The organism is Brevundimonas sp. S1H14, assembly GCF_047716865.1.
Lineage (GTDB): Bacteria > Pseudomonadota > Alphaproteobacteria > Caulobacterales > Caulobacteraceae > Brevundimonas > Brevundimonas naejangsanensis.
Map to the genome: position 1 here is coordinate 2,770,046 of NZ_CP136679.1, position 14,000 is coordinate 2,784,045.

10 protein-coding genes are annotated in these 14,000 nt (G+C 67.9%); 2 read left to right on the plus strand and 8 right to left on the minus strand.

The features are described 5' to 3' along the window. Positions 1–51: 51 nt before the first annotated feature. The 3 genes from RSD66_RS13430 to RSD66_RS13440 all read right to left on the minus strand — a co-directional run bounded on the left by RSD66_RS13430 (position 52) and on the right by RSD66_RS13440 (position 3,560). Complete coding sequence (locus tag RSD66_RS13430; RefSeq protein WP_415288230.1) at positions 52–1,644, minus strand: AMP-binding protein; 1,593 nt, start codon at positions 1,642–1,644, stop codon at positions 52–54. 105 nt (positions 1,645–1,749) lie between these two features. Next, complete coding sequence (locus RSD66_RS13435; RefSeq protein WP_415288231.1) at positions 1,750–2,841, minus strand: serine hydrolase domain-containing protein; 1,092 nt, start codon at positions 2,839–2,841, stop codon at positions 1,750–1,752. Beyond that, positions 2,841–3,560, minus strand: coding sequence for a GntR family transcriptional regulator (locus RSD66_RS13440; protein WP_346524811.1), 720 nt, complete (start codon positions 3,558–3,560; stop codon positions 2,841–2,843). The genes RSD66_RS13435 and RSD66_RS13440 overlap by 1 nt, the downstream gene beginning before the upstream one ends. 242 nt (positions 3,561–3,802) lie before the next feature. Here RSD66_RS13440 and RSD66_RS13445 point away from each other — a divergent pair, with 242 nt between their 5' ends. Beyond that, complete coding sequence (locus RSD66_RS13445; protein WP_415288233.1) at positions 3,803–4,348, plus strand: hypothetical protein; 546 nt, start codon at positions 3,803–3,805, stop codon at positions 4,346–4,348. 100 nt (positions 4,349–4,448) lie between these two features. On the opposite strand, the gene glyS is transcribed toward RSD66_RS13445, so the two are convergent. Further along, on the minus strand, positions 4,449–6,656 hold the full coding sequence (gene glyS / locus RSD66_RS13450; RefSeq protein WP_415288235.1) for a glycine--tRNA ligase subunit beta: 2,208 nt from the start codon (positions 6,654–6,656) through the stop codon (positions 4,449–4,451). After that, on the minus strand, positions 6,656–7,555 hold the full coding sequence (locus RSD66_RS13455) for a glycine--tRNA ligase subunit alpha (RefSeq protein ID WP_234287923.1): 900 nt from the start codon (positions 7,553–7,555) through the stop codon (positions 6,656–6,658). The genes glyS and RSD66_RS13455 overlap by 1 nt, the downstream gene beginning before the upstream one ends. Before the next feature lie 111 nt (positions 7,556–7,666). On the opposite strand from RSD66_RS13455, the gene RSD66_RS13460 reads away from it, so the two are divergent. After that, positions 7,667–8,434 carry a polysaccharide deacetylase family protein gene (locus tag RSD66_RS13460; protein WP_415288237.1) on the plus strand — a complete coding sequence of 256 codons (768 nt, stop codon included), beginning with the start codon at positions 7,667–7,669 and terminating at the stop codon, positions 8,432–8,434. A gap of 81 nt (positions 8,435–8,515) precedes the next feature. Here RSD66_RS13460 and RSD66_RS13465 read toward each other — a convergent pair whose 3' ends face one another. The 3 genes from RSD66_RS13465 to RSD66_RS13475 form a co-directional block, all read right to left on the minus strand. Next, positions 8,516–11,824: an autotransporter domain-containing protein gene (locus RSD66_RS13465; protein ID WP_415288239.1), complete on the minus strand. Its 3,309-nt coding sequence runs from the start codon at positions 11,822–11,824 to the stop codon at positions 8,516–8,518. A 328-nt stretch (positions 11,825–12,152) separates the two neighbouring features. Continuing rightward, entirely contained in the window at positions 12,153–13,046 is an 894-nt protein-coding gene (locus RSD66_RS13470; protein ID WP_415288240.1) for a hypothetical protein, read from the minus strand. A 35-nt stretch (positions 13,047–13,081) separates the two neighbouring features. Further along, positions 13,082–13,996, minus strand: a complete 915-nt coding sequence (locus RSD66_RS13475; protein WP_415288242.1) for a 4-(cytidine 5'-diphospho)-2-C-methyl-D-erythritol kinase — start codon at positions 13,994–13,996, stop codon at positions 13,082–13,084. Between the last annotated feature and the right edge of the window lie 4 nt (positions 13,997–14,000).

The window sequence follows — 14,000 nt, forward strand, 5'->3', positions numbered from 1 at the left end:
AAAAGGCCGCGTCCCCTCAGAACGCGGCCTTCTGGCTTTACGCCGAGCCCCTCAGCCCTGACTGTACAGCGCGCGCAGCTTCAGCTTGTCGATCTTGCCGGTCGAGGCCAGAGGCATGGCGTCAAGACGGATCACGACGTCGGGCGTCCACCACGATGCGATCCTGCCCTTCAGCGCCGCCAGAATGGCCTCGTCGGAGATGTCGCGGCCTTCACGCAGCTCCACAATCAGGATCGGGCGCTCGCTCCACTTCGGGTCGACGCGGCCGATCACCGCCGACAGCGCCACTTCAGGCCGGGCCGAGACGATCGCCTCAATGTCGGCCGGATTGATCCATTCGCCGCCGGACTTGATCAGGTCCTTGGAGCGGCCGGTGATCATCAGATCCCCGCGCAGGCTGATCTTCGCCAGGTCCCCGGTGTCGAACCAGCCGTCGGCGTCCACCACCGGCTCGCTCTGGCCGAAATAGCGCTCGATGACGGCGGCGCCGCGCACGAAGAGGCGGCCCTCCTGATCGCGCTGCTGGGCCAGGGGCGCCCCGTCCTGATCAGCCACCATCAGATCGACGCCCAGCGCGGGTCGGCCCGACAGGGCGGCGAACCGTTCCGTATCGCTGAGGACGCCGAAGGCGCCGGTAGGCGACATCTCTGTCATGCCCCAGCTGGTCTGAACCATGACGCCCAACTGGCGCTCGATCCGCTCCATCAGGGCGGGCGGCATGGGCGCCCCGCCGACGATAATGCGCTCCAGCGACGGCAGGCGCGCGCCCGTCGCCTCCAGATGATCGCACATGCCCAGCCAGACCGTCGGCACGCCCACCGCCACGGTCACGCCTTCGGACGCGATCAGCCGGGCCAGGCTGGCGCCGTCCATCTGACGGCCGGGCAGAACCATCTTGGCCCCCGTCGCCGGCAGGGCGAAGGGCAGGCCCCAGGCGTTGGCGTGGAACAGGGGCACGACCGGCATCACCACATCCACGCTGCGCAGGGCCAGCACGTCGGCCTGCAACAGCTTCCAGGTGTGCAGGAAGCTGGAACGATGGGTATAGGTCACCCCCTTGGGCATCCCCGTGGAGCCGGAGGTGAAGCACAGGCCCGACGGCGCGTTCTCATCGAACCCGCCCCAGCGCACATCCATAGGGGCGTCGGCGATCAGGGGCTCGATCGCCTCGACACGGGCGCGAGGGTGAGCCAGGTCCGACGCGCCGTCGATGACGAAGACCTGCTCGACGCCCAGCGCCCGGTCCGCCACTTGCATGGCCAGCGGCATCAGATCGGCGCTGACGAAGACGATGCGCGCTTCGGACTGATCCAGCATCCAGGCCAGTTGTTCGGCCGTCAGGCGGGGGTTCAGGGTATGGCACACCGCCCCAATGCCCATGACGGCGTACCAGGTCTCGACGTGCGCCTGGGTGTTCCATGCCAGCGTCGCCACGCGGCTGCCGACGTCGACGCCCAGCCCTTTCAGGATGCTGGAGATCTTCAGGCCGCGCTCGCGCAGGTCGGCATAGGTGACGCGGGCGTTGTCCTGCCCCTGACGGGCTGTGACCACCTCGGCCGCCGGATGCCATTTGGCGGCGTGCTCCACGATCTGATCGAGCGTTAGCGGGAAGGTCTGCATGCTGCCGTCAATCACGGGCTTCATCCTGTACTCTTGAGATCGGAACAGAAGCGGTCCGGGTCCCGGACAGGCTTCGGCGGCGCTCGCGACAGGTCACGAGCGGGATTTCGTCTGAAAAGGCGCGGCGTTTTAAGGTTCGGGCGCGGACGCCGGGCGGTCGCCCAGCACCTTCATCAACCGCAGCCAGAGCTGCTGATCAAAGTCCTTGTCGATGGCGGCCGCCCCCGTGCGGACCACCACCAGATGGCGGCTCGGCACGATGTAAAGGCGCCGTTCAAACAGGCCGTAAGCCCCCACCAGATCCATCGGAGCGGCTGCGATCAGAGGCCCCTCGGTCCGGCGATCGACGCCGCGCACCGCATAGTCGGCGCCGTTCAGCCACCACAGGCGCCCATAGGCCGGATTGGCCTGGGAGCGTTCGAACATGGCCGCCAGTTGAGCCTGCGACACCACCCGCGTTCCGTCCTGCGCCAGGCCGCCGCTCAACACCATCAGGCCCAGGCGGGCGATATCGCGCGGCGTGGTCACCAGCGCCGTGTCGTTGCCGGCCGAGGCCAGGGCCGCCGGGCGCTGACGCCAGTCGGTGTCCTTCATCCCCAGCGGCTCGGTCAGCCAGGCGCGGGTCATGGCGTCCAGCGACTGACCCGACGCGGCCGTCAGCACCCGCTTGGTCACGGCGTAGACCGGCGTGTTGTAGAAAAACTGAGCGCCTGCGGGATGGGTATAGGCGAAGCCCTCGTCCAGCCCCGAGGTCATGTTCAGCAGATGCAGGACCGTGATGCGCCCTTCCTGCTCGGGCGTGGCCTTGGACCAGCCCGCGCCCAGATAGCGGCTGACCGGCTGATCGACGTCCAGCAGCCCCTTGTCGACCGCGACCGCCGCCAGAACCGCGATAAAACTCTTCTGCTGGGACGCCACATCCTCCAGCAGCACCCCATCGGCGGTATGGCCATACAGAAAGGCCGAGAACATCCGGTCGCCGACCGGCGGGCTCCACGCCTGATCGATCAGGGTGCGGTCGTCCTCGATGACGAGGAAGCCGGTCGTGTTCTGCGACCGCAGATAGTCCAGCAGCGCCTGCGTCCGCCCCTCGTCCGCTAAGGTCGGCGCGACGGTCGACGCCGCCTGCGTCTGCGCGACGCCTGCCGCGCAACCCGTCGTGAACAGGAGCGCCGCAGCGGCCATGCCCGCCCCGGCCAGGCGCGAGATCATGCGCGGCATCAGCCCCCTCCTCTTTTCCTGGTCGACGCCCTTTTCGACGCCGTCGGTTGCGCGGCCGGCGGCTCGGTCCTCAGGCGCGGTCCGCGCGCCAGCATGATGCGGGCGACCTCGCCCTGCATGTAGTAGAGGATGTCGCGCGCGCCCTGGCTGGCCTTTTCGGCGTCGCGCGCCTCCAGCCCCTCGCGCACCTTGCGCCAGTATTCAAACGGCCCCGGCCCCTGAGCGTTGATCGCCAGGGCCACATAGGAGAAGTGGAAGCGCGTCTTGCGCCGCACCGCCTCGATCATGCGCTGGGCGTCGACGCTGGCGCAGTCGGCCATCTGGCTGAAGATGGCCTCGCTGGTCTCTATGATCTGCTCAGCCGGCGCGGTTTCCGCCGCCTGAGCCAGCAGGGCGTCGATCTTTTCAAGGATGCTGCGGATCACGGCGTCCGAACCGCGCAGACAGGCGAAACGCGCCGCCAGACCGTACAGCGCCGCCCGCACCTCATAGAGGTCAAACACCTCTTCAACCGTCGTGGCCGACACGCAGGCGCCGCGATTTTCCTCGATCTCGATCAGGCCGTCGTCGGCCAGCGTCCGCAGCGCCCGGCGCACGATGGAGCGCCCGACCCCGAATTCATTGCACAGCTTGACCTCGCGCAGCCATTCGCCGGGGGCCAGCTCGCTTTTCTGGATGCGGATCCGCAGGACCTGGGCCAGGTCGTCCGCCGTGGACACGGCCGATACGGCTGCATCCGGCGCGTTCGCAGTTTTGTCCGTTGTTCCCAAAAGCCTAGCCTCCACGGCCCCCACGCTGCCCAGCCAGCGGTTTCACCATCCTGCGCCTGACATTCCTATTGCGACACCCCGAAATGAGCAAGCCCTTGTCGAACCTTATGGTCAGATTGTTGTACAATTGATTGCCGACCGTCTCCGTCGACACGGGCGCTTTTCGCCGGATTTTCAGCTAAGGGGCGCGCATGAGCCTTCCCCTTCTCCCCAACCGGACCTGCGGCGGCTGCGTCGAGTGCTGCCGCGTGATCCCGCTGGACTTGCCCGAACTGGCCAAGCCGACGGGCGAGCTGTGCGGCTATTGCGTCGATGGGGCCGGATGTTCGGTTCACGCCATCCGGCCGCAGACGTGTCGCGTCTGGTTCTGTCTGTGGCGGGTGGTCGAGCTGTCGGATGACTGGCGGCCGGACCGCAGCGGCGTGATCGTGCGGCCCGACGGGGTCGAGGACGGTGTCATCACCCTGTATGTGCTGCGCCGCTCGGATTTTCTGGCGGGCATGGACTTCTTCGTCACTGTGGCGGGCTGGATCGCCGAGGGGATAGAGGTCGCGTTGAGCGTCCCCGGCCCGGTCGGGACCTATCCGGCGCGCGCCGTCGTCACCGACTGGCTGCGCCCGGCGATCGAGGACGGCGACCCGGAGGATTTCCTCGCCCGCGTTCTGGCCTCGCTGGACCGGCTGGCGCAGCACGACTTCCAGCCGGACGGGATCACCGCCCGCTATGCCGTAGCCTGATCCTTCTCCCACAAGGGGAAAAGGATGGTTTTTATGCGCTAACGCCTTCGGCTGCTTGAGCGCGTTGTCGTGCGCTAACGCCTTCGGCTGCTTGAGCGCGTCAGCCCGCGATCTGGCCGAAGTCGGCGACGCGGTTCATGACGCCGCGCACCTGAACAAGAAGCTTCAGGCGGTTTTCGCGCTCTTCGGCCACGTCGGAGTTGACCATGACCGCGGTGAAGAAGGCGTCCACAGGAGCGCGCAGGCGCGCCAGCGCCGTCATGGCGGCGGCGAAGTCCTCGGCTTCCAGCGCCGCGTCCACGGCCGAGGCGGCGGCGGCGACGGCGAAGGCCAGGGCGGTCTCTTCCACCGGCTGGTTCGGCAGGCCGGTGGCGACGGCGCCCTCAGGCAGCGGTCCCTTCTTCTCCTCGGCCTTGAGCAGCTGGGCGGCGCGCTTGTAGCCCGCCAGCAGGTTCGCCCCGTCGTCCGTCGCCAGGAAGGCGGCCAGCGCCTCCACCCGACGCACGATCCGCACCAGATCGTCGTCTCCCAGCGCGAAGACGGCCGCCACGAGGTCGTGACGCTGGCCCTTGTCGCGCAGCAGGACGGTCAGGCGGTCGGCGAAGAAGGCGAGAACATCCCAGCCAAGCTGTGTGAGGCCAGCCTGATAATCCAGCGCGCCATGTCGCCAATCGGCGCCATCAGCCCCGTCAAGCATGGCCGCGATACGGATGCGATCCGCTTCGACCTCTTCCTTGCCCAGAACCGCCTTACGAACCACTGAGGCGCGATCATAGTTCGGCAGCTTCTCAAGATTGCGCATGCCTGACAGATATTCGCCAGCGACGAACGCTATGTCCTGCAACGGCATCCGCACCCCATTCTCCAGCACCAGCCGGATCACGCCCAGCGCGGCGCGGCGCAGCGCATAGGGGTCCTTCGACCCCGTAGGCTTTTCGTCGATGGCGAAGAAGCCGACCAGGGTGTCCAGCTTTTCGGCCATGGCGACGGCGACCGTGACCGGGGCGGTCGGGACGGTGTCGCCCGGTCCCTGCGGCTTGTAGTGGTCGCGGATGGCGTCAGCCACGGCGTCGGGCTGACCGGCCAGACGGGCGTAGTAGCCGCCCATGATCCCCTGCAGTTCCGGGAACTCGCCCACCATGCCCGAGGCCAGGTCGGCCTTGGACAGGCGTGCGGCCTGTTCGGCCTGAGCCGCGTCGGCGCCGACCAGCGGGGCGATCTCGCGCGCCAGGGCGGCGATGCGGTCCACACGCTCGGCCAGCGTGCCCAGCTTGGCGTGGAAGGTGACATCCTTCAGCTTGGCGTTCCAGGCGTCGAAGCCGACCTTCTGGTCCTCGGTCCAGAAGAACTCCGCGTCGCTGAGACGGGCCGACAGCACCTTGGCGTTGCCCGCCGCCAGAGCCTGCCCCCCGTCGGTCGCCTCGACGTTGGCGACGACGACGAAGTGGGGCGCCAGCCCCTCCTTGCCCGGTTCGCGCACGGCGAAATACTTCTGGTGCACCTTCATCGACAGCTGGACCACTTCCGGCGGCAGGGCCAGGAACTGCGGGTCCATGTCGCCCAGGATCGGCGTCGGCCATTCGGCCAGACCCGACACCTCGTCCAGCAGGCCGTCGTCATCGACCAGAGCCAGACCCTTGGCCGCGCAGACGGCCCGGGCGCCCTCAAGGATGCGCAGCTTGCGGTCGGCGGCGTCCAGCAGGACGAAGTTGCGCTCCAGCTTGGTGCGGTAATCGGCGAAGTCCTTGACCGCAAACGGCTGGCCCGCGCCCATGAAGCGGTGGCCCTCGGTCACGTCGCCGCTCTGGATGCCGTCGACCTCGAACGGGATCACCGCGCCGTCGAACAGGGCCAGGATGCGCTTGATCGGCCGCACCCAGCGCAGGGTTCCCGTGCCCCAGCGCATCGACTTGGGCCAGGGGAAGTGGCGGATGATGTCGTCGACGCTCTCGGCCACGACCTCGGTGGTCGCGCGGCCCTTACTGCTGATTTCGGCGAACCAGACGCCGTCGCGCTCGACCAGTTGGTCCTGCGTCAGGCCGGTCTTGCGCAGGAAGCCTTCCAGCGCCTGTGCGGGGGCCGAGGTCTTGGGCCCCTTCAGCTCTTCATTGCGGTCGGGCGTGGCGGCGGGCAGGCCGTCGATCACCAGCGTCAGGCGGCGCGGCCCGGCGTAGGTCGTCAGCGCATCCCAGGTCAGGCCCGCGGCCTTCAGACGGTCAGACGCCAGGCGCTCAAGGTCACGCGCGGCGCCCTGCTGCATACGGGCGGGGATTTCTTCGGAGAAGATTTCGAGGAGAAGCTGGGACATCAGGCGGTCGCCCGTTCGTGTTCGACTTGAGCGAGGGCGCAGGCTTTGCACAGGTCGCGGATGCGGCCGATGTAGCTCTGGCGTTCGGCGACGGCGATGGCGCCGCGGGCGTCCATCAGGTTGAACAGATGCGAAGCCTTCAGCACCTGGTCATAGGCGGGCAGCACCAGCGGCTGCCCCTGCGGCCCCTTCATGGTCAGGAAGTGGGCGGCCTCGCGCTCCATGTCCTCAAAGCGGCGCTTCAGCGCGGCGACGTCATAGCCGTGGAAGTTGGCTTCCGACTGCTGGCGCTCGTTCTCGAGGAAGACTTCGCCGTAGGTCAGGCCCTCCTTGTTGAACTTCAGGTCATAGACGTTGTCGACGCCCTGAACATACATGGCCAGACGCTCCAGCCCGTAGGTCAGCTCGCCCGAGACGACGTCGACCTCAATGCCGCCGACGCCTTGGAAATAGGTGAACTGCGTCACCTCCATACCGTCGCACCAGACTTCCCAGCCCAGGCCCCAGGCGCCGACGGTGGGGTTCTCCCAGTCGTCCTCGACAAAACGGATGTCGTGCAGGCTGGGGTCGATGCCGATGGCGCGCAGGCTGTTGAGATACAGCTCCTGCAGGTTGTCGGGGTTCGGCTTCAGGATGACCTGATACTGGTAATAGTGCTGCAGCCGGTTGGGGTTCTCGCCATAGCGGCCGTCGCCGGGGCGGCGCGACGGCTGGACATAGGCGGCCTTCCACGGCTTCTTGCCCAGCGCCCGCAGCACGGTGGCCGGGTGCAGGGTGCCGGCGCCGACCTCGATGTCATAGGGCTGCAAAATGGCGCAGCCCTGCTCGCTCCAATAGTGGTGCAGGGTCAGGATCAGGTCCTGAAACGATAGAGGTTCAGCAGCGGCCACGGTCGACATTTCGGTCCGATTTCGGGAGGCGCGGACCATAGGGCCGCCACGCTTCGCCAGCAAGGCGAGGCGGCGCAATCCTTCACCCTTCTGCAAGCGCCGATGCGCTAGAAGGCGCCCATGATGCAGCAACGGATCGATCAGATGCGCCGCCGGGCGGCGCGCTACATGGGCGTCAGGCCGGTGACGGTCGCGCCGGCGCGCGGGATTCTCAGCCTCAGCTTCGATGATTTCCCGGCCAGCGCCTGGACCGAGGCGGGGCCGATCCTGGCCGAACACGGGGTCCGGGCGACCTATTACGTCGCGGGCGGCCTGTGCGGCGGCAAGAACATCGGCAAGGCCCAGTTCGAGGTCGAGCACCTGCTGGCCGCGCATGATGCGGGGCATGAGATCGGCTGCCACACCTTCGACCACGTCAGCGCCCTGCGCCTGAGCCCCGCCGAACTGACGGACCAGTTGGCGCGCAACGCCGAATGGGTGGCCGAGCGGCTGGACGGCCACGTCATGACCACCTTCGCCTGGCCCTTCGGCGACGTGGCTTTAGGCGCCAAGGCGGTGATCGACGAGCGCTTCCTGCTGGGACGCGGCGTGCGCGACGGGGTCAACGCCGGACGCGCCGACCGGGCCAACCTTCAGGCCATCGGTCTGGAGTCCCGCCGCCTGCCCCACTATGACCTTGAGGCGCTGGTCGCCCGTGCGGCTGAAGCGCCCGGCTGGCTGATCGCCTATGGCCACGACGTCGAGAGCGACCCGACCCCCTACGGCTGCACGCCCGAAGACCTGGACCGCCTGATCCGCCTGGCCAAGGCGGCGGGGCTGGAGATCCTGCCGGTCGGCGAGGCGTGGGAGCGCGTGAGCGGCGGCGCCAACTCCGCTCATCATGCCTAAAGAAAAACGCCGCCGCCCGCTGAGGGCGACGGCGTCTGTCCGTCAGGATCGCCGGGACCGAAGCCCCGGCGTCCGCACTGATCAGAACCGGAAGCTGACGCGGCCGGTCAGGCGGTGATCCTTATAGTCGTCGTTGAAGACGCCCGAGTAGCCGACCTCGATATTGGTCGACTTGTTGGCCTCGATGTTGAAGCCCAGGCCCGCCTGCAGCGCGCCCGAGTTCAGATCGGCGCCTTCGATGCGGAAGACCGGACCGTCCGCGAAGGCCGCGTTGAACACGGGGCCGTCGCCGCTCAGGTCTTCGGTCCAGGCCAGGTGCCCCACCGCCGACAGCGCCGGACGGCCGTTGCCGCCCGCCAGATAGGTCTCGGTGCGCAGACCGGCCGTCAGCAGGTCCGAGGTCTGGGAGACCTGGCCCGACAGGGCCGCATCGCCGCCGCGCTCGACCACGTCCGCATCATACTCGACACGGGTGTAGTTCAGGTACGGCTCCAGAACCGTCGAGCCCATGACCGGCTTGCGCCAGGACACTTCGCTATAGGCCTGCCAGGCCTCGCCGTCGTAGCGGCCGGTCAGTTGCTCGTTGAAGCGGTTCAGCGAGGCCGTCCGGTCGGTGCGGGTGCGCGAGTCCATCCAGGCGCCGCCCAGACGGAAGTCGAAGGCGCCCAGGCTGGCGGCGCCGTAGACGCCGATGTGCTGGGTCTTGACCTCACCCGTCGAGCTCAGGCGGTTGGCGCGGATTTCCGACTGGCTTTCACCGACCGCGACGCCGATGTGGGCTCGGCCGTTCAGCGTCTTCTCGACCCCGGCCAGATAGCCCGAGGTTTCGCTGCGGAAGCCGGCCAGCTCGCCGTTGTCCTGACGCCCGCTGCCGAAGACGCCCGAGGCCCAGACGGCGACGCCGCGACCGTCGACCGCCTCGGTCGTGCCGTTGCGGCCGCGCGTCAGCATGGCGTCGCGAATGAAGCGCGAGTCGCCCGTCGCCACGCCCGCCAGGGTCGCGTGGACCTCGCCGGTCAGGCTGTTCAGCGCGCCGCGCACATTGTCGAAGCTGCCGTCCAGGATAGCGTCTTCAAGGGCCGTGTTGCGGCCTGCGGGCGCGTCCGGGATGATCGACGCCGTCATGACGTCCAGGGCCCCGCCGACAGCCCTCGTGTTCGGGGTGGTCCCGGCCGAGGCGATGGTCACATCGTTGCGGACCAGGGTCAGCTTCACGGTGTTGGCGTCATAGGTCAGGATCGGCTTCAGGAAGGCCAGATCGCTCTTGGCGCCGGTGAAGGTCCCGGTCACGCCGCCCGCCGACTGCAGGATGTTCATGCGGGTGCGCAGATTCCATTCGCCCTGGTCCGCCTTGAGGATGACCTCGCCGCCTTCCAGCGTGGTCGCGCCCTCGACCGCCACCCGCGAATGCTGGGCCCCGTTCACGCTGGAGCGGATCCACAGATAGGAGCCGTCCTTGAACAGCAGGTCGTTGGCGATGGTCAGGGCGCCGAACGGATTGGCGGTATCGCCGGGCGACAGGACGCCGCCCTTCTCGACCACCACATCGGCCAGACGGCCCAGGCCGCCCAGCATCCCCAGCTCGGCCACGGTAGAGGTCGAGTTGATCAGGCTGCCGTTGACCGTCAGCAGGCCGCCTTCGACCCGCGTGGCGCCGGTGTAGTCGTTATTGCCCGTCAGGATCAGCTCGCCGCCGCCCTTCTTGACGATGCCGCCGATATCGTCGGGGAAGGAGGCCAGGACCTCGGCCGAATAGCGGTCGCGCGCATCGCCGATGTCGTTGCTCCACACGTCCACCGTGCCGACGTGGACATCGACGTCCCGAACGTCGCGCAGAGCCGTCGGGCCCTTGAGCGCGACCTCCATCTGCGGCGCCCCCCACCCCGACATCAGGTCGACGCCCGGCGCGTCCAGGTCCAGCGAGCTGGACAGCAGGATGTCGCTGATCAGGGCCGTGTCGTACTCAGGGAAGTGCTCCATCAGCAGGGCCGCGAAGCCCGAGATGTTCGGGGCCGCCATCGAGGTGCCGGTGTAGGCCGCATAGTCCGGCCCGGTGTAGGTGATCAGGCTCTCCAGCCGCTGCATCAGCAGGGCGTTGGCCTGGGTCAGAACGTCGGATGAGAAGGCCGGCGTCAGGATGGCCATGTTGTTGGTCGAGGTCAGCAGGCTGGCGAGTACGTCGGTGAAGCCGTCCGGATCGCCCATCCGGCCGCCCGAGATCAGGGTGATGGCGACCGCGTCCTCGGCCACCTGGCGACGCGCGGCGGCTTCATCGAACGGCAGGCCCGCAGCCTCGGCGGCGAACTTGGCGTTCAGATAGGCGTTCAGCGTTCCCAGGAAACGGTTGATGGCGGCGTTCTGAAGCGCCGCAACCGTCGTCGGCGTATACAGCGACATGTAATCTGTCGGCCGATACATGGCGACAATGGCGTTGAAGTCGAAATCAAACCCCGGCACCGCCGAGATGATCTGATGGCCCGGACCGGCCACGCACCAGGTCGCGGTCTGGCCGCAGAAGCTGGTCGAAGGGCTGGGGGTCAGGGCGCCGGTATAGTTGGCGACGGACAGCCAGTTTGCGCGCAGGCGCGGGTCGAACATCGGCGTCGCCGCATCGATGCCGGCGTGCGCGCCATAGCCGTTGCCCGCCGAGAAGACGACCAGGACGTCGTTGTCGAGAACCGGCTTGTAGAAGTCGCCGTAGTTGCGGGCCAACGCCTGACGGACCAGCGCCTCGGGCGCGTCGAAGGGCAGGCTGTTGGACGAGCCCCAGCTGTTGTTGATGATTCGCACCTCGCCCGTGGCGGCCAGATCAATGATGTTGGTCTGGGCGGTGCTGACGATGTCGCCGTTGATATAGACGTCGCGGAACCACAGGAAGTCGCCGGCGGCGAAGTTGGTCGTGGCCGAATAGATGTTGGCGCCGAAGGCGTTGCCGAACATCAGCTCGCCTTCCATGCGGCCGCCGCCGATAGTGCCTGCAACGTGGGTACCATGACCTTCCCAGCCGCGCCGCGGATTGATGCGGCCGTCGTTGCCGTAGTCGTCGGACACGACGGTGTTCAGGCCCTTGACCTTGCCCGCCCCGCCGAACAGCGGGTGATCCATGTAGACGCCCGCGTCATTGACGCCGACGGTCAGGCCCTTGCCCGTCAGACCCAGGGCGTAGGCGTGCTCCAGACCCAGATAGGCCTTGGAATAGTCGATCGAGAATTGCGCATTTTCGCGCCAGGAGGCCAACGCCGCCTGATAATCGGCGGTGCGCGATCCGTCCGCCATATAGAAACCGCCTGCGGGCGGCGTGACCGGCGCCTGGGCGGAGGCGTCGCTGGCCCAGACAAGGGCCGATCCGGCGACTGCAACAAGAAGGCCGGCCTTGAACGCGTTGATCATGGTTCCCCGCAATGGTGACTGCACAAAAAGGCGCGTCCGTCCCGATAGTCCCCTGACCGTCGATTCACGGCGCTCCCTCCACCTGCATTTGAGCCGGAAAGTTCCGACTACTGTCAATCACGGAACGGAGGTTCTTCTTCACGATGAGGATTTTACGATACGGCCACGCTTCGACTGTTTGAAATTAGAATTTTTCTCCGAACCCCGCTTTCTCGAGCGCCGCCGGCAAGCGAGCACGAGATTTCGTTCCTCGGCTCAGCCAAGAGATCCGGACACGGCGCGCCAAGATGTCGCACCTGATAGGTTGGAGTTTGCAGCCTCTCCACCCTCAGATGAGACCTTGCTGCGTCGCCCAGCGGATCAGCGGCCTGCGCGGCCAGCACAGCAGCCAGGAGCAGGCGCTGTATTCGCCCGTCTCGATCATGACGCGGCGCGTGGGCGAGGAGGCGGAGGCGCGTTCGTCGTGGATCTCGCCGCCGCCCTGATGGATCATGAAGGCCCCGTTGTTCACCGGCGTCGTCCGTAGATAGGTCAGGCGGGGACTGATGGTCTCCAGCGGCGGATCGAAAAACCAGCTGGAGCCGATGACGCCCGCCAGGTCCGGCCGCGTCTGCAACAGGGCGGCGGCGGCGGCCCAGTTCCGCTCCCAGCCCGGCTCGTTGAAGTCCGACAGGTCGCGCGCCTCGGTGTGGGTCTCCAGCCAGGGCCGCCAGCCGCCCGCCTGGACCCAGGCGATCAGGGGGCCGGGTCCGCGTCCGCCCAGCATGTGCCGCACCACCAGACCGGGCCCGACGGGCGAAGACAGGTCCAGCATCTGGGTGTTGCTGCCCGGCACGCTGAGCGCCAGTGAGACGCGCACGTCCTTGGCCCAGAAGTCGGGATCATACGGGTCCGCCCCGCTATCGAGATACGCCGCCAGACGGTCCACATATGTCGGATAGCCTGCCAGCACAGCCTGCGGCAGACGCTCGACGGCGATGCGACGCGGCAACTCCAGCGCCCAGGCGGCGATCAGCCCGCGCCTCTGGTCGTCGTTCGCGCCATCGCCCAGAATCCCGTCCACCGTCCGCGCAGGCAGGCCGAAATCCCAGTGAGGCGCGACTTCGGCGGCGGCGCTGGCCGCGGCGTCCTTGATCTCTTCGACACGGGCGCGGTCGGCGGGCGACAGGCGCGACAGGGCGCGGTCAAAGGCGGCGATCTGTTCAAGGGTGAGCTGGGTCATGGCCGCCAGCTTGACCGCAGGGGCTGTAAATCCGGTTAAATTACCGAACGCGGCTCGATATCCGGCGCGCCCAACACCACCGGCCGCGACCACCAGCCTGGCCGATCAAGCGCGAAGGCCGCCTCGATCGCCGCCGCACGATCATCGAACAGGCCGAAGACCGTGGCTCCCGAGCCCGACATCCGCGTCAGGCGACAGTCTGGCGCAGCGCGCATGGCGGCCAGCGCATCTGAGATTCCCGGCGTGACCGACAGGGCGGGCGCCTCCAGATCGTTCCTCTGCGCCGACAGCCAGTCGATGACAGAGGCGACCGACCAGTCGTCAGGCGACGGCGGCCGACCCGCCCCGGCGGCGGGCGCGGCGTCATAAGCGCGATAGACGGCGCCCGTCGGCGACGGCAGGCCGGGGTTCAGCAAAACGCCGTGCAGGGTCGGCAGACGCGGCTCGTCTTCCAGCGCCTCGCCGACGCCAGAGGCCCAGGCCGGGCGAGCGCGCAGGCACATGGGTCCGTCCGCTCCGGCGGCAAGGGCGAGGCGTTCCAGTTCGTCTTCCGGCAGATCGAGCTCCAGCAGCCGCGCCGTCAACCGCAGCGCCGCCCCTGCATCCGCCGAGCCACCGCCCAGCCCCGCGGCGATGGGCAGGCGCTTGTCCAGCGTGACCGCCACGGGCGGCGCGCCGATCGCCGCCGCCTCGCCCAGCGCGAGCAAGGCCTTGATGATCAGGTTGTCGCCGTCCGCCTCCAGCCCGCCCGCGAACGGCCCCTCGACCGTCAGCGACAGAGCCTCGGCGCGACGCACGGTCACCCGGTCGCCGATATCGGCGAAGGCGGCCAGACTGACCAGCGGATGATAGCCGTCGGCCTGCACCGCCCCAACGTGCAGCAGCAGGTTGATCTTGGCGGGCGCCAGTCCGCTCAGGGCGTCATCGCTCGGGGCGTCATGGGTCGACATGGCG

Coding starts and splice junctions, on each gene's coding strand:
- RSD66_RS13465 (WP_415288239.1), bottom strand. CDS start 11,824: ATGATCAACGCGTTCAAGGCCGGCCTTCTTGTTGCAGTCGCCGGATCG.
- glyS (WP_415288235.1), bottom strand. CDS start 6,656: ATGTCCCAGCTTCTCCTCGAAATCTTCTCCGAAGAAATCCCCGCCCGT.
- RSD66_RS13455 (WP_234287923.1), bottom strand. CDS start 7,555: ATGTCGACCGTGGCCGCTGCTGAACCTCTATCGTTTCAGGACCTGATC.
- RSD66_RS13445 (WP_415288233.1), top strand. CDS start 3,803: ATGAGCCTTCCCCTTCTCCCCAACCGGACCTGCGGCGGCTGCGTCGAG.
- RSD66_RS13470 (WP_415288240.1), bottom strand. CDS start 13,046: ATGACCCAGCTCACCCTTGAACAGATCGCCGCCTTTGACCGCGCCCTG.
- RSD66_RS13435 (WP_415288231.1), bottom strand. CDS start 2,841: ATGCCGCGCATGATCTCGCGCCTGGCCGGGGCGGGCATGGCCGCTGCG.
- RSD66_RS13475 (WP_415288242.1), bottom strand. CDS start 13,996: ATGTCGACCCATGACGCCCCGAGCGATGACGCCCTGAGCGGACTGGCG.
- RSD66_RS13430 (WP_415288230.1), bottom strand. CDS start 1,644: ATGAAGCCCGTGATTGACGGCAGCATGCAGACCTTCCCGCTAACGCTC.
- RSD66_RS13460 (WP_415288237.1), top strand. CDS start 7,667: ATGATGCAGCAACGGATCGATCAGATGCGCCGCCGGGCGGCGCGCTAC.